The 25,548-nt window shown below is 61.7% G+C and carries 18 protein-coding genes; 6 read left to right on the top strand and 12 right to left on the bottom strand.

Annotated features, from left to right (window positions below):
• Positions 1–15 precede the first annotated feature (15 nt).
• The 6 genes from GSQ80_RS23605 to GSQ80_RS03155 all read right to left on the bottom strand — a co-directional run bounded on the left by GSQ80_RS23605 (position 16) and on the right by GSQ80_RS03155 (position 4,808).
• A complete protein-coding gene (locus GSQ80_RS23605) occupies positions 16–1,065 on the bottom strand; it encodes a YncE family protein (protein ID WP_158786046.1) in 1,050 nt (349 codons plus the stop codon).
• Positions 1,066–1,074: 9 nt separating this feature from the next.
• A complete protein-coding gene (locus GSQ80_RS03175) occupies positions 1,075–1,725 on the bottom strand; it encodes an FMN-binding negative transcriptional regulator (RefSeq protein WP_158786045.1) in 651 nt (216 codons plus the stop codon).
• Between the two features lie 300 nt (positions 1,726–2,025).
• Positions 2,026–2,901, bottom strand: coding sequence for a hypothetical protein (locus GSQ80_RS03170; RefSeq protein WP_158786044.1), 876 nt, complete (start codon positions 2,899–2,901; stop codon positions 2,026–2,028).
• Positions 2,902–3,106: 205 nt separating this feature from the next.
• Positions 3,107–3,340 (bottom strand): hypothetical protein, encoded by a 234-nt coding sequence (locus GSQ80_RS03165; protein WP_158786043.1) that lies wholly within the window; start codon positions 3,338–3,340, stop codon positions 3,107–3,109.
• Between the two features lie 17 nt (positions 3,341–3,357).
• Positions 3,358–4,668, bottom strand: coding sequence for an Nramp family divalent metal transporter (locus GSQ80_RS03160; RefSeq protein ID WP_158786042.1), 1,311 nt, complete (start codon positions 4,666–4,668; stop codon positions 3,358–3,360).
• Positions 4,665–4,808, bottom strand: coding sequence for a hypothetical protein (locus GSQ80_RS03155; protein WP_158786041.1), 144 nt, complete (start codon positions 4,806–4,808; stop codon positions 4,665–4,667). Before GSQ80_RS03155 ends, GSQ80_RS03160 begins: the two co-directional genes overlap by 4 nt.
• A gap of 377 nt (positions 4,809–5,185) precedes the next feature.
• On the opposite strand from GSQ80_RS03155, the gene GSQ80_RS03150 reads away from it, so the two are divergent.
• Entirely contained in the window at positions 5,186–6,886 is a 1,701-nt protein-coding gene (locus GSQ80_RS03150) for a beta-xylosidase (RefSeq protein WP_158786040.1), read from the top strand.
• Positions 6,887–6,898: 12 nt separating this feature from the next.
• Here the strand turns inward: GSQ80_RS03150 and GSQ80_RS03145 are convergent, their stop codons facing one another.
• A complete protein-coding gene (locus GSQ80_RS03145) occupies positions 6,899–7,381 on the bottom strand; it encodes a MarR family winged helix-turn-helix transcriptional regulator (protein ID WP_158786039.1) in 483 nt (160 codons plus the stop codon).
• A gap of 35 nt (positions 7,382–7,416) precedes the next feature.
• On the opposite strand from GSQ80_RS03145, the gene GSQ80_RS03140 reads away from it, so the two are divergent.
• Positions 7,417–9,003: a DHA2 family efflux MFS transporter permease subunit gene (locus GSQ80_RS03140; RefSeq protein ID WP_158786038.1), complete on the top strand. Its 1,587-nt coding sequence runs from the start codon at positions 7,417–7,419 to the stop codon at positions 9,001–9,003.
• Here the strand turns inward: GSQ80_RS03140 and GSQ80_RS03135 are convergent.
• Both GSQ80_RS03135 and trxB read right to left on the bottom strand, forming a co-directional pair.
• Positions 9,000–10,004 carry a family 43 glycosylhydrolase gene (locus tag GSQ80_RS03135; protein ID WP_158786037.1) on the bottom strand — a complete coding sequence of 335 codons (1,005 nt, stop codon included), beginning with the start codon at positions 10,002–10,004 and terminating at the stop codon, positions 9,000–9,002. The genes GSQ80_RS03140 and GSQ80_RS03135 overlap by 4 nt on opposite strands.
• A gap of 12 nt (positions 10,005–10,016) precedes the next feature.
• Positions 10,017–10,973 (bottom strand): thioredoxin-disulfide reductase, encoded by a 957-nt coding sequence (trxB, locus tag GSQ80_RS03130; RefSeq protein ID WP_158786036.1) that lies wholly within the window; start codon positions 10,971–10,973, stop codon positions 10,017–10,019.
• 57 nt (positions 10,974–11,030) lie between these two features.
• Here trxB and GSQ80_RS03125 point away from each other — a divergent pair, with 57 nt between their 5' ends.
• The 3 genes from GSQ80_RS03125 (at position 11,031) to GSQ80_RS03115 (ending at position 14,956) form a co-directional block, all read left to right on the top strand.
• Entirely contained in the window at positions 11,031–11,231 is a 201-nt protein-coding gene (locus tag GSQ80_RS03125) for an allantoinase (RefSeq protein ID WP_158786035.1), read from the top strand.
• Between the two features lie 94 nt (positions 11,232–11,325).
• The gene (locus GSQ80_RS03120) at positions 11,326–12,039 is read left to right on the top strand and encodes a hypothetical protein (RefSeq protein ID WP_216850107.1); all 714 of its coding nucleotides are present in this window, start codon (positions 11,326–11,328) and stop codon (positions 12,037–12,039) included.
• A complete protein-coding gene (locus GSQ80_RS03115) occupies positions 12,026–14,956 on the top strand; it encodes an IPT/TIG domain-containing protein (protein ID WP_158786033.1) in 2,931 nt (976 codons plus the stop codon). The genes GSQ80_RS03120 and GSQ80_RS03115 overlap by 14 nt, the downstream gene beginning before the upstream one ends.
• Before the next feature lie 301 nt (positions 14,957–15,257).
• On the opposite strand, the gene GSQ80_RS03110 is transcribed toward GSQ80_RS03115, so the two are convergent.
• The 3 genes from GSQ80_RS03110 to GSQ80_RS03100 all read right to left on the bottom strand — a co-directional run bounded on the left by GSQ80_RS03110 (position 15,258) and on the right by GSQ80_RS03100 (position 21,806).
• A complete protein-coding gene (locus tag GSQ80_RS03110; RefSeq protein ID WP_174241293.1) occupies positions 15,258–16,562 on the bottom strand; it encodes a sugar MFS transporter in 1,305 nt (434 codons plus the stop codon).
• Positions 16,563–16,695: 133 nt separating this feature from the next.
• Entirely contained in the window at positions 16,696–19,224 is a 2,529-nt protein-coding gene (locus GSQ80_RS03105) for a TIM-barrel domain-containing protein (protein ID WP_158786031.1), read from the bottom strand.
• A 353-nt stretch (positions 19,225–19,577) separates the two neighbouring features.
• Complete coding sequence (locus GSQ80_RS03100) at positions 19,578–21,806, bottom strand: winged helix-turn-helix domain-containing protein (protein ID WP_158786030.1); 2,229 nt, start codon at positions 21,804–21,806, stop codon at positions 19,578–19,580.
• 233 nt (positions 21,807–22,039) lie between these two features.
• On the opposite strand from GSQ80_RS03100, the gene GSQ80_RS03095 reads away from it, so the two are divergent.
• Positions 22,040–25,477: a TonB-dependent receptor gene (locus GSQ80_RS03095; protein WP_158786029.1), complete on the top strand. Its 3,438-nt coding sequence runs from the start codon at positions 22,040–22,042 to the stop codon at positions 25,475–25,477.
• Positions 25,478–25,548: the final 71 nt, after the last annotated feature.

The raw sequence follows: 25,548 nt of genomic DNA, 5'->3' as shown, positions 1-25,548 counted from the left end.
GGTTGAGGGGGGCGGTTAGGGGTGGGTGGCCCAGGCCATGCCGTCGGGTTCGGCGATGTTGGGGATGTGGGCGGTGATGGTTAGGGTGTTGAGGTCGATGATGGTGATTTTGTTGTCGGGGGTGTTGGCTACGAAGGCGCGGTTGTTGGTGGGGTCGATGAGGATGCCGGCTGCGCCGGTGCCGATGGGGAGGCGCTTGATGGCTTTACGTGTGGCGGTGTCGAGCATGACCAGGTCGGGATTGCCGAGGAGAGAGACGAGAACGTGCTTGCCGTCGGGGGTGAATTTGAGGCGGTTGGCGCTGCGGACGTCGGGGTGGAGGGTGTCGATTACTTTTTTGGCGGCGTAGTCGATGATGGAGATCGTGCCGTCTTGCGCGTTGGCTACCCAGATTTCTTTGTTGTCGGGGGAGAGGTCAAAGCCTTCGGAGCCGTGGCCTACGGGGACTACGGTTTCGTTCCAGTCTTTGCGGGTGGGTGGAGGGCCGGGCGGCGGGTGCATACCGGCGGGCGGTTTCATTCCGGGGGGTGGGCCTTGTTGCGGGAGGGTTTGCATGTCGATGAGGCTGACCGTCGCGGACGCTACGTTGCTGGTGATGATGTGTTGGAGGTCGGGCGAGACGTAGATCATGTGGGTGCGGTTTTGGCCGGTGCCGAGGACCCAGTCGACTTTTTGAGTGGCGGGATCGAAGCGGCCGATGACCTTGGCGCCTTCGGCGGTGAAGTAGAGTTTGCCTCCGACGAAGGTGAGGCCGTGGGGGCCGTTGAGGGGGCCGAGGTCGATGGAGGCGAGGGCGGTGTGGTGGATGAGGTCGAGGACGGCGAGGGTGTGGAAGGCGCCGCCTCCGTAGTTGGAGACGTAGGCGGTGGTGCCGTCGGTGGAGGCGATGACCTCGTGGGGGTCGGGGCCGACGGGGAGGGTGTAGAGGACTTTGAGGGTGGTGGGGTCGATGACGGAGAGGGTGTGGTCGTGCTTGGAGAGGGCTAGGAGGGTGGTCTGCGCGAGCGCGGTGGTGGAGAGGGTTAGGGCGAGGAGGGAGGTTGCGGTGCGGAGAGGGAGTCGCATGGAGAGAGGTTACTCCGGTTTGGATTTCTCGGTGAGGGATTGCATGAAGTCGGCTACGTGGGATTTGGTGGGGTCGTTGAGGGAGCGGAGACCTTGCACTACGCCGGTTTGGTCGGCGGCGGAACGGTTTTGATTGAACTTGCGCTTGCCTTCGACGCGGGAGATGGGGAGCTCGAAACCGACGATGGCTTTTAGCTGGCCGTCGATGTAGTTGGCGGGGGCGTCGGTGACTTTCCACGGGCTGGGGAAGGTGGACTCGTGGAGGTCGGTGAGGCGGGTTACGATTTCGCGGAGGCGGGTGGGGTCGTCGAAGAAGGTGATGGGGCCGTAGGCGTGGATGGCTGCGTAGTTCCAGGTGGGAACGACGCGGTGGGTTTCCTGCTTGGCGGGATACCAGTTGGGGGTGACGTAGGTGTCGGGGCCGTTGAAGATGAGGAGGGCTTCGGTGGCGGGGTCGGTGTGCTGCCATTGGAGGTTGGCGCGGGAGACGTGGCCGAGGATGGTGCCGAAGGTGCCGCGGTCGGGGTCGAGGAGGATGGGGAGGTGCGTGGCGACGAGGCCGGAGGAGGTGAGGGTGACGAGTGCGGCGAAGGAGTTGCGCTGCATGTCGGCGTGGAGGGTGGGGAGGTCGTCGACGAGGAAGTCTTTGGGGGTGTACATGAGGTAGCTCCGGCGGTTGGGCTGTTGGCTCGATGATACTTGGCCGCCGCCGGAGGTTGGGGATACGCTGCGATTGTATTGGTGAAGGGGGGCCGGGGATAAGAAGGCATACCCGGGGGCTAAAGCCCACCACATTTGCGGGCCTATGAAACCCAAGACTGAAGCCTTGGGGTACCTAGAAGCGAGCGGCTTGATAGCTATAGCGAGTGCCTTGGGTGCTTGGAATCAAGAGCCTTGAGGTTACCTAGAAGCGAAAATTTGTAGGCAAAAAGCAAATGGTGGTTTCGTTGGACACTAACTCTAGAAGGCGAAGCGCGAGGTGAAGACGTAGGCGTGGTTGTAGGTGTGGAAGGTGGAGGTGGCGACCTGGAAGCCCGATCCGAAGATGAGGGCGAGGCGGTTGCCGGGGGTGTGACGGAAATTGATCTTGCTGACCATGAAGCCGGGCGAGACGAAGGTCTGATTCTTTCCGTTGTTGGGACCTTCATGGTAGTAGTTCGAGTTGAATTCGATTTCGGGCCAGAAGATTTTTGCGACGCGGGCCTGGAGAGTGGTGTTCCAGGTGATGGTGCGGCCGATAGTGGAGGCGTCGCTCTTGGGGAGGATGGCGCCGATGGTGGATTGAATCGCGAATGGTCCGAAGCCTTTGCCGCCCATGACGGTGGGCGTGATGGTGGAGACGAGGGCGCCGTTCTTATAGCTGCCGGTGGGGACGGAGACGGCGACCTGGCCGCCGATGGAGTAGGCGTGATGCTTGTCGGGGCTGGCGAAGGGGCGGAACTTGACGACGAAGGAGAAATCGCCGGCGCCGTCGATGACTTTGGGATTGTGGTGCTGGATGTAGGGGGGAAGGTCGATGTCGATTTCGGTGTTGGCCCAGGGGATGAGGTTGAGGCCCTTGCCGTTGGTGAAGATGTCGGTTGCGGTGCGGGCGGGGGTGTACTCGTGGACGTAGTCGAAGCGAAAGAGCTGGACCATCTGCGCGGAGGGTGCGATGACGGGGATAGGATAGGAAGGTTGCCGGGCGAGCGTGGCGCGGACGCGGCTCTCCCAGGCGGAGAAGAAGTTGGTGTTGGTGGTTTGGGCGGTGGTGGTCTGGGCGAAGGCGGCGGTGGAGCTGAGCGCGATGAGGCAGAGGGAGAAAAGAAGCGAAGGGAGACGGTTTTTCTGGTGCATGGAATCTTTCTCGCGACGCGGGCTCGGATACGGCAGATGAGGTTCGCTCGCTGGATGCGGATGATTTCTGTTTTGAGTTACCGGCCAAGTGTAGGGAATGTAGGCGCGGTTGAACATCGGTCACTTGAAGGGCTTGGCTATCGATCAATGGGATGAGAGAGGGCCCGAACCGATGTGGGGAAGCGGTTCGGGTGTGCGGTGCGGGTTAGTGCGCGTGTGGGGCGAAGAAGTGGGCGAGGGTGAGGGTGCGGTAGAGGATGATGAGCGTCATCGCGATGAGGTAGACACGGAGGGTGGTGAGGGCGAAGCGCACGGTTGGCGTGAGGTGCATGAGGCCTAGGCCTTCGGAGGTGCACTTCTGCTCGTGGACGTCGTCGAGTGGATGGATGACGTAGAGGTGCGTTTCATTCGGGGTGGGTTGGGTTGCGGCGGCGGCCATGGTGGCTCCTTTCGGGATTAGTTGAAGAGGTTGGGTAGAAGGACTTGCGCGGCGAGGATGAGTGAGAGCGCGAAGAGGACGATGATGATCGACCAGTTGATCCAGTTGTTCCAGGGGCGGTTGACCCAGCGATCACCTAGCAGAGCGCGGTCGTTGAGGAGGAGTTGGAGGAAGATGATGGCCGAGGGGAGGATGAGGCCGGCGAAGACTTGCACGCTGACGATGACCAGTTGCAGCGGTAGATGTGGGAGGAGAACGATGCCCGCGGCGGCGAAGACGCAGATCGCGTAGACGGCGTAGAAGCCGGGAGCTTCCGAGGGCTTTTTGTGGAGGGAGTGCTGCCAGCCGGCGACTTCTCCATAGGCCCAGGCGCTGGCGAGAGAGATGGCCGTTGTGCCGAGGACGGCGGCGTTGACCATGAGCAGAAGCAGCGCGTGATGGATGAAGATGCCGCTGCGGTGCGGGAGGATGATGGCGATGGATTGGGCTAGTTGTGCGGGGTCGGTGAAGGGGATGTGGTGGTTGTAGGCGAAGGCTCCGGTGAGCATCATGGCGCCGGCTACCAGGACGGTGAAGATGGCTCCGATGAGCGTGTCGAGGCGCGCCCACTTGAGGTCGGCGAAGCGGAGGCGCTTTTCAGCGACGCAGCTCTGCTGGAAGAAGAGTTGCCATGGAGCGATGGTGGTGCCGACGATGGCGATGATGAGGAATACGAGGTCGCCGGTTTTGCCGGTGTGAGGGAGTGAGGGGACGAAGGTGTTGTGGAGGGCTGCGGACCAGTTGGGGTGAAGGAGTGCGGCGGCGATGAACCAGGTGATGTCGAGGAGGCAGAGGATGACGACGATGCGCTCCCAGCGGCGGTAGCTGCCGGTGGCGATGAGGCCGACGAGGGCGAGGGCCGCGATGGGCACCGAGATGATGGGCGCTACGCCGAGACCGCGCATGGCGAGCGAGATCGCGGCGAATTCGGTGATGAGGGTGAGGAAGTTGACGGCTAGTAGGTCGAACAGGGAGAAGCGGCCCCAGGCTTTGCCGAAGCGCTCGTAGATCATGGCGGCGTGGCCTTTGCCGGTGGCGATGCCGAGGCGTGCGACCATCTCCTGCACGAAGTAGCAGATGGGGAGGAGAAGGACGAGGACCCAGAGCAGGTGGAGGCCGTATTGACCTCCGGCCTGCATGTAGGTGGAGACGGCGCCGGCGTCGTTGTCGGCTTCCATGACGATGAGGCCGGGGCCGAAGGCGACGAGGAAGCTGAGCAACGTCCGCTGCCAGGGGCGACGGACGCGAATGGCGTGGGTGGGTGCGAGTTGAGGTTGGAGGAGGGTCATGGACGCGGACCTCCTTCGATGTTGGTGTTGGGAGCGAGGGTGGGCATCCACGTGCTGATGAGGTGGGCGCCGTCGGTGCGCCAGACGCGGATGAGCGTGGGGCGGCGGGTATCGATGTAGGTGGTGATGTTGAGGGACATGGGTCCTCCTGACTGCATGCGGCTGCATGCGAGTGGAGGCGACGACGAAGGCGTGCTTGTGGGCACGTGTTGATTCGGGTCGCGTGTGCCGTGGTTGGGCACTGCGCGCGGAGGGGAGGGTGACGCCTTCAGGTCTTGAAGCTTGGGAAGAAGACTACCGTACTACCTCACCTGGCGAACGCAGCGCAGGAGGGCGTCCGAGGACTCGGAGGTTCCTTTGTGGTTGAGTTCGTCATGAGGTGCTCCAGTAAGATGGTTGGTATGCATTAGAAGCATACCCCCCTACGGTATACGAGTTTTATGCGGGATGCAAGGTGGGGATCCTTTGTGAAAGCGTGGTGGCGGCGCTCAGGAGTTTCGCGTACAAGAGTGTTGTGATGATGCGAGCGAGATTTGGGTTGAGAATGGCGGCGCTGTTAGTCGGTTGCATTGCGTGCTTGGGGATGTTGCGGGCGCAGGCGCCGGTGACGGTGGACGTGGATCTTGCGAAGCCGGTGGGGGTGTGGGAGCCGGCGTATGCGTGGTTCGGGTATGACGAGGGGAACTACTCGACTACGGTGCTGGGGAGGGAGTTGCTGGGGCAGCTGCATGATTTGAGTGCGGCGCCGGTTTATATTCGGGCGCATCATTTGCTGACGTCGGGGGATGGGGTGCCGGCGTTGAAGTGGAGTTCGACGAATGTGTACAGCGAGGATGCGAGTGGGAAGCCGGTGTATGACTTTCGGTTGATGGATGGAATCTTCGACGCGTACAAGGCTGAGGGCGTGAGACCGGTGGTGGAGTTGGGATTTATGCCGAAGGATTTGGCGGCGGTGCTGCCGGGGAAGCCGGACCAGCCGTACAAGATTTTGTATCCGAAGGACACGCTGGCGGGGGCTTCGAATAATCCGCCGAAGGATTATGCAAAGTGGGAGGAGTTGGCGCGGGTGGTGACGGCGCATTTGGTGGAGAGGTATGGGAAAGAGGCGGTGCTGTCGTGGTACTTCGAGGTTTGGAATGAGCCGGACATTGAGTACTTTCATGGGACCGAGGATGAGTATCTGAAGCTGTATGACTATGCCGTGGCGGGCGTGCGGGCTGCGCTGCCGGGTGCGCGGGTGGGTGGGCCTGCTACTACGAGTCCTCGAAATGATCATGCGTATGGATACCTGCAGAAGTTTTTGGAGCATGCGGCTTCGGGGAAGAGCGCGGCTACGGGAGGTGTGGTGCCGCTGGATTTCATCAGCTTTCATGCGAAGGGGCAGCCGGTGATTGAGGGCGGCAAAGTGACGATGGGGATCGATCGCGAGCTGAAGGATGTGGATCGCGGGTTTGGGTTGGTGGCTAGCTTTTCGAAGTTTGCGAAGCTGCCGATTTTGTTGAGTGAAGCTGATCCTGAGGGATGTGCGGCTTGCTCGTCGAAGGTGAATCCGGCGAATAACTATCGCAATGGAACGTTGTATCCGGCGTATACGGCTGCGGCGTATGCGCGGCTGTTGGATCTGGCGGCGAAGCATCGGGTGAATTTGTTGGGGATGCTTAGCTGGTCGTTTGAGTTTGAGGGGCGGGATTATTTTGAGGGGTTTCGTGATCTGAGTACAAATGGGGTGGATAAGCCGGTGCTGAATGTGTTTCGGATGCTGGGGATGATGGGGGGCGAGCGGGTGTCGGTGGAGAGCTCGGGCGCGGTGCCGATGGAGGCGATGATCAGCACGGGCGTGCGCGGCGATGCGGATGTGAATGGGCTGGCTACGCGGGAGGGGAGGAGCGCGTCGGTGCTGGTGTGGGATTACCACGATGTGGCGGAGGGTGGTGGGGGTGCGGCCGTGGAGGTGCGGGTGAAGGGATTGCCGGTGGGCGTGCGGCGAGCGCTCGTGCAGCGGTATCGACTGGATGAGACGCATAGCAATGCGTATACCGCGTGGAAGGCGATGGGGTCGCCGCAGACGCCGAGCGCGGAGCAGGTGGCGGCGCTGAAGAGGGCGGGTGGTTTGGAGTTGTTGGGGTCGCCGGGGTGGGTGGACGTGGATGCGGGGAGCGTGAGGGTGGAGACGAAGTTGGAGCGGGAGTCGATGGAGTTGATGCGGTTGAGTTGGTGAGGCGGGGAATGCCTACTTGACTGTCAGGGTCTGGACGGCACTGCGAAGTGCGGCATCGAGGCCGGCCAGGTCGCGCTCGCCGATCCCTTTCCAGAGTCTGCGGTCCAGGGCTTGCGCAATCTTTCGCGCCTTGATAAGGATCTGCTGCCCCTTGCCGGTTAACTCGGCTACCAGGACGCGATGGGTCGCTTGGCTGGGCGATCGCCGGACCCATCCCTGGGCCTCCATCATGGCTAGCGTCGCCTGACCTGACTGCGGCGTCACGGAGCATAGGCGCGCCATCTTTGCGCCGGAGATGCCGGGATTTTCGGCGACGGACCACAGCATGCGGAGCTGGGATGTCGTAATGCCGAGGGGCTGTAACTCTTCGTCGAGCACCACCCTGCATCCCTGCAGGACGGCCTTCATCCTCGAGATGCGCTCCAGGACCGGCTTGCTGATGTATAGCTCGGCTGGCTTCCGCGCGGATTGTTTTTTCGTCTTTAAAGAATCCATATCAGCTACCTGATATTCTATATCAGGTAGCTGATATGGCCTACGACGCAAACTGGAAACCTAAATACAACCCATGGGCGATCGCCCTAACGGTGACGCTCGCCACGTTCATGGAGGTGCTGGACACCTCGATCGCGAACGTTGCGCTGCCGCACATGGCCGGCTCGCTGGGCGCGTCGCAGGACGAGGCGACGTGGGTGCTGACCAGCTACCTTGTAGCGAGCGCGGTGATCCTGCCCATTTCGGGGTGGTTGTCGGACCGGTTTGGGCGCAAGCGGTTTTACATTACGTGCGTGATTATGTTCACGGCATGCTCGCTGCTGTGCGGGCTGGCGCCGACGCTGCCGTTTCTGATCGTCGCTCGCGTGCTGCAGGGACTCGGCGGCGGCGGCCTGGCACCTTCGGAACAGGCAATTTTGGCGGACACGTTTCCGGTGGAGAAGCGTGGTCAGGCGTTTGCGGTGTATGGCATGGCTGTGGTGGTTGCTCCGGCTATTGGGCCTACGCTGGGCGGATGGATCACGGACAACTTCAATTGGCACTGGATCTTTTTTATCAACATTCCGATTGGGCTGTTTTCGATCTGGCTGAGCTCGCGCATGGTGGAGGACCCGCCGGCGCTGATCGAGCGACGCAAGGCTTCGGTGGGAAGGAAGGTTGACTTCACCGGGCTCGCGCTGGTTGCGTCGGGCGTGGGCGTGCTTGAGTTCTTCCTCGATAAGGGACAGGAAAAGGACTGGTTCGGCTCGGATCTCATTACGACGGCAGCTGTCGTTGCGGCGGTGTTGCTGGTGACGTTTGTTTTTTGGGAATGGAACCACGAGGATCCGATCGTCGATCTCAAGCTGCTGAAGAACCGGAACTTCGGGACGGCGGTTTTCCTGCAGTTGGTGCTCGGCATGGTGCTGTTTGGGTCCACTGTGCTGATCCCTCAATACCTGCAGACGCTGCTTGGGTTTACTGCGCAACTTGCGGGCGAAGCGTTGAGCCCTGCGGGATTCGTAATGATGTTCATGATGTTTGTTGCGGGCCGGCTCATTGGGAAAATGGATCCGCGATTGCTTGTCTGTATTGGCTACGTGATTACTGCGGTGGGGCTTTATAACCTGACGCGACTGTCGCTTGACACTAGCTTCGCGACCATCACGCAGTGGCGCATGTTCCAGGTGATTGGGCTGCCGCTGGTGTTCATTCCTATCAGCACGCTCAATTATGTGGGGGTGCCGACGACGAAGATGAATCAGATCTCGAGCCTCTCTAACTTTGCGCGTAATCTCGGTGGCAGCGCGGGTACGGCTCTGCTGACTACGTTCCTTGCGCGTACCGCGCAGACGCATCAGATGCAGCTCGCCGCACATAGCGGAGCCGGCAGCGCAGGCTATAACAACTACATCTCTCACGTCACCAATATGGCGCAGTCGCAGGGGATGAACGCCACCCAGGCTGGCCAGGTGGCGGTCGGGTATGCATACCAGCAGATGCTTCGGCAGGCAAGCATGTTGAGTTACAAGAACGCGTTCGCGCTGCTGGCGGCTGTCATTATGTGTCTCACGCCGTTGCCGTTTGTTATGCGCCTGCCTGGCAAGGCGGCTAAGCCCTCACCGGAAGCTGCGGGGCACTAGAGGGGGCCGTCTTTGAGGGGGGTGCCGAAGTTTGGGGTGCCGTCGGGGTTCCAGGTGAAGCGCTGGGCGCGGACTGCGCGGTTGGCGGCGGTTGGGGCGTCGGCGGATTTGGCGGCGTAGAGGAGCCAGTACGTGCGGTCCTCGGCGATAGCGAAGGTTCCGCGGCCCGGGCCGTAGATGTTGTTGGCGGGTGAGGCGGAGAAGACGGACTGCGGGGTCTTCTTCCAGTTGTTGCGATCGAGCGGGTCGCCGCCCTGGAGGGTGAGCAGGCCGAGGCAGTAGAGCGGCGAGGCCGTGTCAGATGCGGAGTACACGATGAAGACTTTGTGGCCGTGGTAGACGGCGGTGGGGCCTTCGTTTACGGGATAGGTGCGCGTGCTGCCGGCGCCTTTTTCCCAGGGAAACTCGGGCTCAGCGATGAGGGAGGGGGCGCCCGAAGGGTGGAGGGGATCGGCGAGGCGAACGATCTGGATGGCGTTCTCGCCGCGATCGACGGTGACGTACATGAGGTAGTACTTGCCTTTGAGAGTGAGGATGGAGGGGTCGATGGCGGGACGGTTGTCGAGATTGAGGGGGCCGCGGAAGGTGTAGCTGCCTAGAGGATCGTCCGTGTCGGATTCGAGAACGTAGATGGCGTGCTGGCCGCCTGGTGGCTGGGCGGTGAAGTAGATCCACCAGCGGTTGGCAATGTGCCAGAGCGTGGGCGACCAGAGTTGCTCCATCGGTTCGGATGGGGTGAAGACGATTTTGGATTCGGTGGAGGCGGTGGGGATGGTGGTGCCGCTCCAGATGGTGATGTTGAGACCGGTGGTGGCGAGGAGGAGATAGCGGCCGTCGACCGGGTGGAGGGTGATGAAGGGGTCGGCGTGGGCGAGGATGGGGTTCGCGGGCGCGGGGTTGGGGACGGACTGCGCTGTGCTGACGATGCAGAGTGTACCCATGACCGCGCTGCCGAGTAAGAGCTTGCTGATGCTAGCCAAAATGTGGCGATGCGAGGTCATGGGCGAGTTTGATTAGCGGCCTTGTTCTTCGAGGTATTTTTCTACTTCGAGGGCGGCCATGCAGCCGGTTCCGGCGGCGGTGATGGCCTGGCGGTAGCGGCGATCCTGGACGTCTCCGCAGGCGTAGACGCCGGGGATGCGCTGGCCCATCATGGAGACGAAGACGTTCTCCTGTGTCTTGATGTAGCCGTCGGCGTCGAGGTCTAGCTGGCCTTCAAACATGCGGGCGTTGGGGATGTGGCCGATGCCCAGGAACATAAAGCTGACGGGAAGCGTCCAGCGTTCGCCGGTTTTTTTGTTGAAGAGCTTGAGGCCCTTGAGGTCCTTCTCTTCTACGCCGAGGACTTCTTCGACGAGGGTGTTGTGGAGGAACTCGATTTGGGGGTGGGCTACGGCGCGCTCGAGCATGATTCTTGAGGCGCGGAAATTTTCGCTGCGGTTAATCAGCGTGACCTTGGTGGCGAAGCGGGTGAGGAAGAGGGCTTCTTCCATGGCGCTGTCGCCGCCGCCGATGACGGCGATCTCTTTGCCGCTGGCGAAGAAGCCATCGCACGTCGCGCAGGAGCTGACGCCGAAGCCGATGAGGGCTTGCTCGGAGGGTAGGCCTAGCCAGCGGGCGGAGGCACCGGACGCGATGATGAGGGAGCGGGTGTGGATGGTGTCCTTGCCGATGCCGAGGGTGAAGGGCGTGGTGGTGAGGTCGACGGTGGAGAGGTGGGCCATGCGGAGCTCGGCGCCGAAGCGGGTGGCTTGCTTCTTCATGTTCTCGATGAGCTCGGGACCCTGGACGCCGTCGGGCCAGCCGGGAAAGTTTTCGACGAGGGTGGTGATGGAGAGCTGGCCGCCGGGCTCGTGACCTTCGAGGACGAGGGGCTTGAGGTTGGAGCGGGCAGCATAGATGGCGGCGGTGAGGCCTGCGCAGCCGGAGCCGAGGATGACGGTGTCGCGGATTTCGATCTGATCGGACATAGAGATTTGATTGTATCGGTTTGGAAACGGTGCAAGGGCGGGGATTAGGATGGGGATATGGCTGATCTGGTGTTGGTATACGGTTTACGGCTATTGCCGGCGGATGAAGTTGAGGCGGTGCAGGCTGCGCCGATCAAGTTGAAGAATGGGCATGATGCCCAGGTGACGATGCATATTGTGGAGGGCAGCCGCGAGCAGATTGAGGCGCAGCTGCGGCATAGTATCGATGCATTCTTCGATTTTTATCCCGAGATTTAGGGCGGTTATCGGCAGCTTGAGGGCTGTTTCACAATAGGACACGCGTGTGGGTTTGGCGTTCTGCGACGAAGTGAGTTGCAGAGGCTAGAGTGTGATGCGTGTTCGCGGTTGGGTGTGGGGCGGGTTGCTGTTGGCGGGTACGGTGGGCGGCGGAGCGCTCGCGCAACAGCGGGACGAACGGGCTCCTGCGGAGAGTGTCGGGGCGGAGCTGCGCTTGCTGGCTTCGCGCGCGGGCGTGGTGTTTGTGGGGCAGGTGGAGAAGATTGAGTTCAAGGACCAGCCGGCCGGTGAGCCGGGTGGCGGGGTGGTGGAGATCACGTTTTCGGTGCAGCAGCCGGTGCTGGGGGTTGTGGGCGGCTCGTATGTGATGCGGGAGTGGGCGGGGCGGTGGACGGGCGGGCAACAACATTTCCAGGTGGGACAGCGCGCGATGTTTTTTTTACATACGCCGAGTGTGGGCGGATTGAGCTCGGCGGTGGACGGGATGATGGGCGTGGTGCCGGTGGTGCCGATGGGCGCGAATGGAGTGGCTCTGCTGGATGTGCGCTGGCTGGCGACGCGGGTGCGACGGGCGCAGGGTGCTCCGCTGGCAGGTGCTACGGGGACTTCAACGGGTGGGATTGCGCTGGTGGATGGGGTAGCGGCGACGAAGGCCTGGCAGACGAGTGAGATGGCGGAACCGAAGGGCGTTCGGCTGCCGGAGGGGTTACTGCCTCGGGAGGGAAGTCCGGCACCGTTACAGGGAGTGAGAGTGGAGCAGAGCTTGGGAACGGGGTGGGTGAAGGAGGTGGACGATGCGCGTCGCTAGGCAATGGGGACACATGTTGTTGATGGCTGGCCTGGTGTTGGGCGCGGCGAGTGCGTGGGCTGGCGGTCCGCGGTTTATCACGGGCACTAGTGGTTATCCGATGGCAGGCGTGCCGATGGCCTGGTATACGAATGCGCCGATGTATTTTACGGACCCGGGTAATCTGAGCGCTACGGTGACGCATGCGCAGGCGGATGCGATGGTGGCGGCGGCTGCGGCGGTGTGGAATATTCCTACGGCGAGTGTGATGGTGACGCAAGGGGGCGAGCTTGCGGAGCATGTTGAGGCCAATGGGGCAGATGTGAATGTGTACTTCAACGGAACGGCGATGGTGTTTCCGGCCGACGTTCAAGCGACGAACTATGCGTCGGTGCAGATTCCCGTGATTTATGACAGCGATGGGAGTGTGATCGATATGCTGCTGGGGAGTGGGGCGAGCGGTCCGGGCGAGTGCCGGCAGAATGGGGTGGTGGAGAGCGTGGACAGTTTCGGATCGACTGGAACGATCCAGCATGCGGTTATCGTGCTCGACGGGCTGTGCGTGGGTTCGGACCCAAACCAGCTGACGCAGATGCAGTATCAGTTGACGCGGGTGTTTGGGCGGGTGCTGGGGCTCGCCTGGTCGCAGTTGAACGACAATGTGTTCACGGCAGTGCCGCAACCCACGGCTGCGCAGATGGCCTTGTGGCCGCTGATGCATCCGATCGATGTGATCTGTGGGAACTATAGCTACCAGTGCATGCAGGGTCCGTTCACGCTGCGGCCGGATGATATCAATGCGCTGGTGACGCTGTACCCGGTGGCGAGCAGTGGAGGAGGAAAGACGCAGAGCAACCTGAATTCGGTGTCGGTCAATGGAACGGTAAAGTTTCCGACGCAGCAGGGGATGGAGCTGGTGAATGTAGTGGCTCACCGAATCATTGTGGGACAGGACGGCAACTGGGAGCCGAATCCGGTGTATTCGAGCACGACGGGTTATCCGTTTCAACAGAACGGTGGGAATCCGATAACCGGAGTTGAGCCTGCAAGCGAGAATGCGGGAGCGGGTGCGGCGGCCGATGAGGGGGTGTGGAGTATGCCGCACATTGCGGCGGGACCGCAGGGCGCTTACCTGTACTTTGTGGTGGAACCAGTCAATCCGTTGTACGTTGGGGATCATGCGGTTGGGCCCTATCAGCGGCCGGTGATCTCGATGTCAGGGTCGGGGACACAATCCGGGATGATCTCTATCCAGGCGGGTGCGTCGGGGACCATGACGATATCGCAGAGCAATGCGTCGGCGAACTGGTGCCAGAATGCGGATTCAGTGGAGACGAACCCTCCGGCTTCTAGCTCGACGGGATGGTGGAATGGGCCGATATGTTTTGCGGATTACACGGCGTGGCGCAAGACGGCAGTAAATGCGAACACTAGCTGGACGATTGAGGTGGCGGCGCTGAATGAGGCGGGAGTGGGGTCGGTGCAGAAGCTGCAGCCGGTGATTGGGGTATGGAACCAGGCGGATGCGACGGGGACGCTGCCGACGGTGGCGAGCCAGGCGGCTGCGATGAATTCGATGGTGCTGGGGATGACACAGTTGCGCGTGTGGGCTGCGGCGAGTGCGTCGACCTACCGGATTGCGATTGCGGACCAGTTTTGGGCGGGGCGGCCGGACTTCAACTATACGGCGCGGATACTGTATGCGAGCGGTGTATCACCGGCGACGCTGAGCGCGGCGGGCGGGCTGATCACGATTAGCGGCATGGGATTTCAGACGGGCAACGAGGTGTTGATTGATGGCGTGTTGGCGACGGTGCAGAGCTGGACGTCGACGCAGATTGTGGCGCTAGCTCCGTCGATGACGACGGCGAGAGCGGCCAGCGGGACGGCGGTGGATGTCGAAGTGCTGGATGCAACGACGGGGGGAGTGACGGACATCGCGGGAGCGCTGACTTACAACCTGGGGACGAAGGACGTGGTGACTCTGGTGTCGGCTCCGGCGTCGCTGGAGACGCTGGCTATGGCGGCTACACCGTTTGCGGTGCGGGTGTATGCGTCTGATGGGGTGACGCCGGCGAAGGGCGCGAGTGTGAGTTTTGTGGTGGCGGGTAGTGGCGGCGGCGCGGCGGTGGCGACGGGTTGCGGCGCGCAAACGGGGTGCGTGTTGAAGACGGATGCGACGGGGCTGGCGTCTACGCCGCTGATGGGGATTGCGCCGGGTAGCGTGACAGTGAGTGGAACGGAGGTGAGTGGTGGCGCTTCGGTGAAGGTGACCATCGCGGATGCGAATGTTGTGCAGACAGTGACGATCGGCGCGACGGCACAGTACCTGGCAGCGGGAGCGGCGGGGAGTTGGGGATTGTCGTTGACAGCAGTGCAGGATGCGGTGGTGGCGGTAGGGGTTCCGGTGGTGTGGTCGAGCGCGGCGAGTGGGTTTACGCTGGCGCCGGCTACGGGAACGACGGCGACGAACGGGACGGAGGCAGTAGTGGCGCAGGTTGGCGCGATTGCCAGCGGGTCGACGAACGTGGTGATGGGGTGTGCGTGGACTAGTGTGTGCGCGAGTTGGACTGTGTACGGGGTGGCGGCGTCGCAGTGGATGATTGCGGTGTCGAGTGGCGGCGGGCAGAGCTTGGTGGAGGGTGTGACGCCGGCAGTGGTGACGCTGCTGGTGACCGACGGCGCAGGGCATGCTTTGCCGGGGGCAACAGTGAATGTGTATCAGACGGCGTACGCGTGGGAGGGTGTGTGCGCGGCGAACGGTGTGTGCGCGTCGGCGCCTGTGCTGAAGACCGCGCGGAGTACGGCGGTATCGAATGGCAATGGGATAGTGCAGGTGACGCCGATGGAGGTGTCGGGCGTGGCGCAGGTGGTGAGAATTGCGGCTGCTACGGGGACAAGCGGGTTTGCTACTACGTCGGTGTTGGTGGCGCCGTAATGGTGAGTAGTGAGGGTGAAGTGTACGGGCGAGAGCAAATGCAGGGGTCTCTCCACTCCCCTTCGACTGCGCTCAGGGTTCCGTCGAGATGACTGGCGTTGGTGGTAGAGAAGCAGATTCCTTCGCTGCGCTGCGGAATGACAGCCAGAAAGGCAAGAGCAACGGCAGAGGCAAGGGCAAGAGCAACGGCAAGGGTAACGACAAGGAAGAGGTCAGAGTTTGGGGAGCGCATGAATGACAGCCTGTTGCTTCGAGTGATATCGAAGCAGCAGGCTGTGTTTGTGTGGAAGAGGGAGTGGTGTTAGACGGGTTCTACGGGGAGTAGCGAGTCGCGGGCCGGGGGACGCTTGATGGCTGCGAAGGCAAATGCCGCGATGTAGATGTAACAGATGGCGGGAATGAAGAAGGAGCGGTGCAGGCCGATGTGGTCGGCGACGATGCCCTGCAGCTTGGGGACGATGGCTCCGCCGAGGATGGCGCCTATGAGGATGCTGGAGCCCTTGCTGGTGAGCGGGCCGAGGTCCTGGATACCGAGAGTGAAGATTGAGGGGAACATGATGGAGTTGCAGAAGCCGACTGCCAGCATGGCGATCATGGCTAGGTGGCCATGGGTGAGGAGCGAGATGACGACCAGGGTGAAGGCGCCGATGGCGGCGACCGTGAGAACCGGGCCGGTGCGGACTCTCTGCAGGACGGCAGAGCCGACGAAGCGGCCAAGCATAGCGCCGCCCCAGTAGCACATGAGGAAGTAGCCAGCGATGGACTCGCGCAGGCCTGCTATCTGGGGAAGGCCCATGTAATTGACGAGGAGGTTGCCGATGCTGACTTCGGCGCCGACGTAGGTGAAGATGCCGAGGGCGCCGAAGATCACCCATTTGTGTTTCCAGATGCTGCTGGGCGCGGAGAGGGCTTCGGCGAAGGCGCCGGGGCGGAAGTCCTGGGTGAGGTCGGTGTGTCCGGTTTGAGGCTTGAGCTTGATTGCGGCGAGGGCGAGAGCGAGGAGCACCAAGCCGATGGTGATGATGAGGTAGGGCGTTTGAACGGTGGAGGCTTGCAGGACGCGGTAGGCCTGACGCTGGACGGCTGTCATGGCCAGGAGTTGCTCCCTGGTTGCCGGCGCCATTGTGTTGCGGAGAATCAGGTAGGTACCGATGAAGGGGGCGATGAAGGTGCCGACGGAGTTGAAGGCCTGCGCGAGATTGAGGCGGCTGGAGGCGGTAGCGGCGGGACCGATGACGGTGACGTAGGGGTTGATCGCAACCTGTACGACGGTCATGCCTGCGGCGAGGATGACAAGGGCGGCTAGGAAGAGCGCGAAGGTGGCGAGGTGCGCGGCGGGAAGGAAGCCTAAGGCGCCGAGGGCCATGACGAAGAGGCCGACGACCATGGACTTTTTGTAGCCAAAGCGTTCGACGATTTTGCCTGCGGGATAGCTGAAGACGAAATAGGAGGAGAAGAAGAAGAAGGGGATGGACTGGGTCTGGGCGTAGTCGAGTGCAAAGATCGATTTCAGGTGGGGGCTGACGATATCGTTGAGGCAGGTGAGGAAGCCGACCATGAAGAAGAGGGCTGTGGCTACGCTCATGGCGCGCGTGTCGGTTTTCATTTGCAGGTCGTCAGAGTAACCTGGGGAGCTTACGTTGCGGATTGGAACGGCCAAGAAGAACTCCTTCGTGCAGAGTGCGCGTGTGTGTTCGATTTAAGAGTAATCGTTTTGAGGCGTTCTGGCTTGCGCGGGGTCAGTGAAGGACGATTGTCTGCGGGCGGCCGGTGTCGGGAACGGTGACGGCATAGCCGACGTCGGTGTGGTCGAGAGGTGTGGTGTGGCCGTTGGTGGACGCCTGTGCGGTGTGAGGGGTGAAGCCGATCGCTTCGATGCGGAACTGGGTCCACCAGGGGTGGAAGTCGCCTTCGCGGGCGGGGATGTTGAGGGTGAGGGCGCCGTCGACGGAGATGGTGCAGGTTAGGTGAAGGCGGAGGTAGGCGCCGTGGCGGAAATCGAAGGTCGCACCGTCGTCGGTGTAGAGGTCGCCAGTGCAGGGGGTGGACGTGTCTGCGGGTGCGTAGACGCGGAGGGTTAAGGGGCCGTTGGGCTTTTCTTCGGTGGATTGCACGAGCGGTTGCATGGGGATGATGGCGCCGGCGTGGACGTAGACGGGTAGATCGCCGAGGGCGGGATGAACCATGAGGGGTGGGAGTTGTGACTTGCCGGTGGCGGTGGGGTTACGAAGCTCCAGATCGCGGGAGATGAGGGTTTCGCGGCGGTCGAGCCTGGCGCCGGTCCAGTAGTCGTACCAGACACCGGGGGGAAGATGGACTTCGTAGGGTGCAACGTCGTCGGGTAGCGGGGAGGCGGCGACGAGGAGGGAGGGGCCGAAGAAGAACTCGCCTGGGGCGTCGTTGTCGAGAGGGTGGTCGTCGGCGGTCGCATGTGGGGCCTCGAGGAAGAGAGGGCGGATGATGGGGATGCCGTTGCGGGAGGTTTCTTCGGCGGTGGTGTAGAGGTAGGGAAGCAGGCGGTAGCGCTCTTCGATGTAATGGCGGCGGATTGTTTCTTGTTCAGGGCCGTCGGCCCAGGGCTCGTGGGGGCGGGTGCCTTTCGCGGCGTGGTCGCGGTCGATGGGTTGGAAGGCGGCTAGCATGAGCCACCTGGTGAGGAGGTCGGGGGAGGGGCTGCCGCCGAAGCCGCCTACGTCGGCACCGGAGAGGGAGAAGCCGCTGAGGCCGAGGTTGAGGAGTTGCGGGGTGGTCATGCGGAGGTGGTTCCAGGTGGCGAGATTGTCGCCGGTCCAGGTGGCGGCGTAACGCTGGCCTCCGGCGTAGGTGGCGCGGGTGAGAACGAAGGGGCGGAGGTTCGGCTGAAGGGTGAGGAGGCCTTCCTGGGTGGCGCGGGAGTTTTCCATGCCGTAGATGTTATGGATCTCGGTGTGGAAGGCGAGGCGGGGGGCGAAGCCTTCGGCCTCTTCACCGCTTATGCGGTGGACTACGTCGTCGGGCATGGTCTTGGAGGGGTAGGTGAAGACGGCGGGTTCGTTCATGTCGTCCCAGAAGCCGGCGGCTCCGTCGTTGACGAAGTCTTTGTAGAGAGAGGCGAACCAGGTGCGGGTGGTAGCTCGCGTGAAGTCGGGGAAGACGGAGGGGCCGGGCCAGACGTCGCCTACGTAGGTCTTGCCGTTTTGTTTGACGAATTGATCGGTGGCGACGCCGCTGTCGTAGGCGGGGTAATTCTGATTGGGAGCGTCGGCGATGTGGAGGTCGGCGATGAGGATGGCGTGGAAGTGCTGGGCGGCTAGATTGTGGATGAGGCCGGGGAAGTCGGGGAAGGTGACGGGGTCGACGGTGAAGGGGCGGTATTTGTATTGGTAGTCGATGTCGAGCCAGATGCCGTCGGCGGGGATCTTGTCGCGGCGGAGGTGGGCGGCTACGTCTTCTACTTCAGAGCGCGGGGTGTAGCTGTAGCGCGACTGCTGGTAGCCGAGAGACCAGAGGGGAGGGAGCGGGGTGGGGCCGGTGAGCCAGGCGTAAGTTTCGATGACGTGTTTGGGCTCGGGACCGTAGAGGATGTAGTAGTCGAGTGGGCCGGCTGGGGCGGAGAAGGTGTATTGGGCGGTGTTCTTTCGGCCGAAGTCGAAGAAGGTGCGATAGGTGTTGTCGAGGAGGATGCCGAGGGTGCGGCTATCGTGCATTTCGAGGAAGAAGGGGATGGACTTGTAGATGGGGTCGGTGGATTCCTGAAAGCCGAAGCTGTCAGAGTTCCACATGGTGAAGGCTTCACCGGCGCGGTCGAGAGGGCCGGGCTTGTCTCCGAGACCGAAGAAGTGGTCGACGTCGGACTTGGTCTTGGTGACGGTGAAGCCTTGGGGCGTCCAGGAGATTGGGAGGGCGTCGGATTGGAGGACGTGGCCAGCGAGGTCGGAGATGGTGAGACGGAGGTCGGGGGCGACGGCGACGCGGAGGTCGGCGGTGCTGAATCCGGCGGGCTCGGGAGTGACGGCGATGCTGGCCGTGCGGGAGGCGGGGAGGACGGCCCAGGAGGCGTCTTCGGCGGGGTGGTTGTTGGGGTAGAGGCGGACGCGGAGGACGTCTGAGCGGAGGGCGTCTACGCGGAGGGTCAGGGTGCTGTCGGAGAGTTGGAGACCGGTGGGGGTGTGGGCGGAGGACGGAAGAGCGGCGGGGGCCTGCGCGAAGAGAGGGGAGGCTAAGGTGGCGCAGAGAACGCAGACGGAGAGGGAGCGAGGCCGGGTCGGAGCGAGGCGAAGGGCGAGCATAGTTGTAGAGAGAATAGGTTTTTCTGCTTCATCGCAATGCAGAGATCGCCCAACGTAGCTCATTTCTAATTCAACAGCTAAGAACTTTTAAATGAGATGTTTTGTGGAATGAGTTAAGCGGATGGGCGACTGAGCGTGGAGCTGCTTGTGTGTGGAAAAGGTATTGCGCGCTGGATTTCGCCCCCCGGCTATAGGAACGGGCGCGCTTCGCGCGAGAAGCAGGTTCCTCGCTGCGCTCGGAATGACAGCCAGAAAGACAAGTGCAAGTGCAACGGCAATGCAAATGCAAGTGCAAATGCAAGTGCAAATGCAAGTGCAAGTGCAAATGTAAGGGCGGCTGGGTTGTTGCAGAGCTACTTTAGGTCGAGGGAATAGAAGTTTCCGGTGAAGATGCGGGCTCGGATGAGGGGACGGTTGTTCTGGTCGAGGCCGCCGAAGACATAGTCGACTGCATCGTGCTCACGCGAGTCTGCCAGGCGAACGATCTCGTCTACGTGGCCGTCGGGGATGGTGACGCGATCGATGGGCTGGGCGGGATCGAGGGAGGCATGGAGGAAGAGATAGTGGCTGTCGGGGGACCAGACGGGGTCGGCGCCTGAGGGGACGGCAAGGGTCGTCCAGGTGCGGGTGGCGACGGTGTAGAGGCGGACCTGGCGTTGGTCGCCGGTGAGGGCGGCAATGTAACGGCCGTCGGGTGACCAGCGGGGACTGAAGAGGCCGGTGGAATTGGGGATTTCCTGGAGGGCGCCGGTGGCGACGTCTACGGTGTCGAGGGTGCGCGTGGCGTTGTCTTTGCCCATGGCGTCGTTGGTGCCACCGAAGGCGATGGACTTGCCGTCGGGGGACCAGGAGGGGTCGGCGGCGTTGCGGGTTTGGTGGAGGAGTGGGGTGAAATCGCCGCCGTTGGCGCTGGTGATGTAGATCTGCCAGGCCTTGCCGGCTTCGCGGGCCATTACCGCGATGTGGGAGCCGTCGGGGGACCAGCGGGCGAGGAAGGGGGTCAGGGTGTCGGGGGTGACCTGGAGCTTTTCGGTGCCGTCGGAGCGGGCGCGCCAGAGATGAGTGTCGGTGTCGGTCCAGACGACCCACTTACCGTCGCGGGTGTAGTCGACGCGCGCGGCGTTGGATAGGAAGCCTTTGACAGGAACGAGCTGACCGGTGGGGGAGACGGATTCGAGCTCGGAGCGGGAGTCGGCTCCCATAAAGAAGATGCGGTTGCCGGAGCGGGCGGCGACGGGGGATTCGAACTCAAGCGGGCCGTCGGTGAGGCGGGTGGGATTGGTGGTGGAGAGGCCGGAGAGTTGCCAGAGATCATTATTGCCGCCCTTGGAGGACTGGAAGACGAAGGTGCGGCCGTTGGCGGTCCAGACGCCGCAGCACTCGGCGGCGGGTTGATTGAAGTCGGCGAGGATGCGGTGCGGGGTGCGATCGGTGGGGGTGATCTGCCAGATTGAGAGGGTGTGGGAGACGGGATCGAGGATGGTGAAGCGTAGGAGCTTGCCGTTGGGTTCCCAGCGGAGCCAGAAGGCGCGGCCGGGGAGCGAGGCGTAGAGCTGCGGGGTGCTGCTGGTGATGGTCGAAAGGTAGAGGTTGGTGCCGTTGGCGTAGAGGATGCCACCGTTGTTCGGCATCCAGGTGGCGTCGTGGGCGAGGACATCGCCGACACGAAGGGCTGAGCCGCCGGTGGTGGGGACGATCCAGAGGGGCTGCTCGGACTCGGGCGAGAGGTGATCGCGGAGGAGGAGTCGGGAGCCGTCGGGGGAGATGTCGCCGAGGGCGGGGCTGGCGACTTCGGAGGGAATATTGAGGGGCTCGACGAGGCCGCCGGAGATGGAGATGGTGGAGAGAACGGAGTGGCCACCGTCGATGGTGGAGGCGTAGAGATGGACGCCATCGGTTGCGGCGGCGGCGAGGTTTTCCATGGTGTCGACGCTGGGGGCGAGATGACCGTTGTGGGTGATCTGCACAATGTGGGGTGGGTCGGCGACGGTATGGGAGGACGCGGTGTAGTAGCCGATGGCGCCGGCCGCACAGAGGGTGATCGCAATGAGGGACCAAAGAAGGAGCCGGGAGATCCCGGGAGCGCGCGCGACCGGGGCGACGCTGACGGGCGTGGGAGGGGTAAGGGTGGTAGCGGCAGCGCTATCGGTTGGAAGGGGAAGGGGCGCTACGGTGAGGCGGGTGGTGGGACGGCCGTTGGCGGTGAGGTCGAGATTGGTGCCGGGGTCGAGAACGGCTGCTGGCTCGATGACGCCCACGGGGGCGATGAAGCGGTAGCCGCGTCGAGCGAGGGTCTCGATGAAGCGGGGGTTCTCGGCTGAGTCGCCGAGGGCTTCGCGGATTTTATTGATGGCGGTGCCGAGGGAGTGGTCGAAGTCGACGACCGTGTCTTTGCCCCAGAGGCGGGTCTGCAGTTCTTCCCGGGTAACGACCTGACCGGGTTTCTCGAGAAGGATGGTGAGGACTTTGAAGGGTTGGCCCTGCAGCTTGATGCGGAAGCCAGCCTTCCAGAGCTCGCCGGTGTGCACATCAATCTCGTAGAGCCCAAAACTGAGCCGCGCGTTAATATCCTGGCCCGTCATTGCAGTCCAAATCCTCGTCTTCTCGAATTTACCACTTGTTCGATTAGATGATGTGCGCCAGTCAAACGGTTGATAATTTGCGACTTATCAGGAGATGAAAAATTGAGAGACAAAGGGAATTGGGAGGATTGCGTTGATGGGATGGATTTGCGCAACGTTGCGTTCGAACCTCCAGCAGGACTTGTTCAGCCGAGGATGAGGCAACGGGTGTGCGGAGGACTTTCGGAGGCAATATGAGTCAGTACAAGAGAATAGCTGGCAGGAAAATAGCTGGCAGGCGGACAGGCTGGTTCCTCGTGATGCTGCTGGCACTGTTTACGGCTGTGGGCACACGTGGAGCGTATGCGCAGTCAGACAACGGCAGCGTCGTGGGAACTGTGACGGACGCGACGGGAGCGATCATCCCGAATGCGAGCGTCGTGGTGACGAACGTTGAGACCGGGTTGAAGCTTAACGGCAAGAGTAACGATGCGGGCGAATTCCAGATCTTTGCTATTCCGCGCGGCAGCTATAAGGCAGATGTGGAGGCGCAGGGGTTCCAGAGCCAGACGGCAAATTTTGACGTTTCGGTGGGGACGACCCAGACGCTTACGTTCAAGTTGGCGGCCGGATCGGTGAGCCAGACGGTCGAAGTGACGACCGCGGCTCCGCTGGTGAACACGACGAGCGCGACGATGGGCGAGGTCATTAGTGGGGCGCAGGTGCAGGCGCTGCCGTTGAACGGTCGTAACTTTACCGGACTGGCGCTGCTAGCTCCGGGTGTGACGCGTGGCGCTTATGGCGACGCGGCGAGCGGCGTAAACGGCAACACGGAAACCTTCCGTAACCAGGAGAGTGGTGGTGCATCGCTTTCGGTGAATGGGCTTCGTCCGCAGGCAGATAACTACTTGCTGGATGGATTAGACGATAACGATTCGCTGGTCAACACGATTTTGATCTTCCCGAATATTGATGCGACCCAGGAGTTCAGGATCAACACGAGCGTTGCTGCAGCTGAGTATGGTCGCGCGGGCGGTGCGATTGTGGCTAGCTCGATCAAGAGCGGCACCAACCAGTATCACGGATCGGCGTTTTGGTTTTATCGCAGCGGCAACTTCGATGCGAGAAACAGCTATCAATTGTTGGGTGCGGGTCCGACTCCGAATCCTCCGTTCAACCGGAACCAGCCAGGCTTCTCGATCGGCGGGCCGATCATCAAGAACAAGCTGTTTGGTTTTGGAGACTACCAGGCGTTTCGCGAGGTCCTTCCGCAAAACCCATACTTTGTTAATGTTCCGACGGCTTTGATGCGGACGGGAGACTTCAGCGAACTGCTGGCGAGCTCTCCGAACTTTGATACGGTCAATGGGCCTTCCGTGGACGGCCAGTTCACCAAACCGTACTGCCTAATTCATGATGGCGGGACACCTGCGGGGGGCGGGCAGTTATATAACCCGGTCAACTGCCAGCCGATTCCTGGCAACGTGTTCGCCAACGCGGGCATAACGCCAAATGTGGCGGGTGTGAATTATTTCAATGCCTATCCGACGCCGACGCGCCCGGGCGTAGTGAACAACTTCCTAACCCACAAGCAGCAGTTCACGCACTACAACACGTTTGATGTGCGTTTTGACTGGACGCCGACGTCGAAGGACCAGGCGTTTGTGCGTTTCAGCTATGACAACTCGGCCTCCACGGAGACGCCCGAACTTGGGACGCTGCCTTCTGGTTTTGGTACGGGCTCTGACTACACCCATGCTCGCGCCTATGGCCTGGGATACACGCACATCTTTACCCCATCGCTGGTGAACCAGCTGTTGGTTGGGTATAACCGCAATAACTTTGGCTACCAGCCGCCGTTCTATGGCGACGCGCTGTCGGCCAGCCTTGGCATTGTGAACGCGAACCGCAATATTGAAACGAGTGGCGGAGCGCTGATCGGCGGCAACAATGGTGTGGATTACACCGGTGATTACGGGCTGTATGCCATTCCTCAGAACACGTATGAGATCAGCGACAGTGTGGATTGGGAGAAGGGGCACCATTCCTTCAAGTTTGGCGCTACCGGGATCATGCGGAACATGGAATACTTCCGTCCGATTGCTGGTAAGGGCTACTTCAACTTCGGCAACGGCGACTTTACGGGATTCCCATCGGCAGAAATGCTGGCAGGCTTCACGGATTCGTACAGCATTGGAGCGCAGAACGGCTACTTCAGCAACATCAGCTATGAGGATGGCTTCTTTGCGCAGGACCAATGGCGTGTAAATCAGCGGCTGACGGTGCAGCTCGGTGTTCGCTACGACCTCATTACGCGGCCGTACGAGACGCACAACCGGCAGGCCTCATTTGACATCGACACCAACAGTCCGACGTATGGCCAGGTGCTGGAGGCGGGAGTGAACGGCGTGCCGCGGAGCATCATCAACAACGACCATACCGATTTCGCTCCGCGCGTAGGATTTGCATACGACGTGCTCGGGACGGGCAAGGAAGTGATCCGTGGAGGCTACGGCATCTTCTACTTCCCGGATTATGGTGGCATCAGCAACCAGCTGGGACAGCAGACTCCGTTTGGCGGCAGTCTTTCGTATCTCGCGCAAAACGGCTATTGCGTAACGTTCACGGGCCAGACGCCGGCTCCTGGACCAAGCTACGGCTGCAATGAGACGCCGCAGCAGACGACGCCGCTGCCGTTGCCGGGCTATCCGGGGTTCAACCCGGCTGCTCCTCCGGCCGGCTTGAGCACTCTGGCGGTGAACCGCAACGACAAGAACCAGAGCGTCCAAGAGTGGAACTTGCAACTCGAGCAGCAGCTGACGCCGCGTGATGTGCTCGACATTGCGTATGTGGGAACCAAGTCGGATCATCTGTCGACGTACTACAACTACAACCTGTTCCAATTTGGCACGGGGCTGCAGAACTTCCCGACGTTTGGAACAATCACGTACAACAACTACAACGGCATGGCGAACTATAACGGCCTGCAGCTCCACTACGAGCATCACCAGGGCAGCAACCTGCTGGTGACGGCCTCGTATGCCTGGTCGCATGCGCTGGACAATTCGCCCGGCTCAAACCTTTCGTCTACGACTCCGCTGTACTATGACCCGGCGGCGGACTATGGCAACTCACTGCAGGATCAGCGGCAATTGTTTAGCTCGTCGATTCTGTACAAGCTGCCGTTTGGCCGCGGTCAGAAGTTTGGCAGTGGTGTGAACTACGCGACCAACCTGTTGATCGGCGGATGGCAGGTCAACGTCATTGGCCGCATATCGACGGGTACGCCGTTCGATCTGTCGGTAAGCGGTAACAACGACGGGGATCGTCCGGACCTGATCAAGCCGTTGAGCTATCCGAAGACACTCACAAAGTGGTTCGATACGAGTGCGTTTGCGGCACCACCGACGGTGACGGCGAACGGAGTGCAAGTGTTTACACGGCTCGGTACGCTCGGACGCGACCAGGTCTATGGACCGGGTACGCGCTCTGCGGATCTTTCGCTGCAGAAGAACTTCCAGCTATATGGCCGGATGGTTCTCGAGCTGCATGGAGACGCGTTCAACGTGACCAATACGCCGCAGTTTGCCAACCCAGACGCTGGAATCAAGGATGCCAACTTCGGCAAGATCACGAGCACCCAAAGCAACTCACAGCGCGAACTACAACTGGCTGCGCGGTTGACGTTCTAGTTGGTTGAAACCTGGAGATGCGCCACGATGCAGGCTGTCGTGGCGCATTTTCTTTCTCTATGGATAGAAAG

Origin of the sequence: Granulicella sp. L46, from assembly GCF_009765785.1 — a bacterium.
Classification (GTDB): Bacteria; Acidobacteriota; Terriglobia; order Terriglobales; family Acidobacteriaceae; genus Granulicella.
Note: the sequence above shows the minus strand (reverse complement) of the source record. Positions and strands in the feature narration are given on the sequence as shown.